General features: G+C 76.3%; 1 pseudogene. It reads left to right on the plus strand.

Features of this window, described 5'->3' with window-relative positions:
* Nucleotides 1–228, plus strand: a pseudogene (locus ACPYOM_RS24360) (class I SAM-dependent methyltransferase); the annotation flags it as partial.

The raw sequence follows: 228 nt of genomic DNA on the forward strand, positions 1-228 counted from the left end.
GGCGTTCCGCATCGGTGGCTTCGAGGTGCCCCTCGACGGCGGCGCCCGACCGGCCGTCGTGCGCGCCTTCAACGTGCTGCGCCAGTACGCCTAGGACGAGGTGTCCGACGCGTGGGCGCTCGTCCGGTCGCGCCTTGCACCCGACGGCCTGCGCGTCGACGGCACGTGCGACGAGATCGGGCGCCGCGCCGCGGGGGTCGCCGTCGACGCGTCGGGGCCGGTCAGCCT

This window comes from Monashia sp. HAY1-2A, from assembly GCF_056755315.1.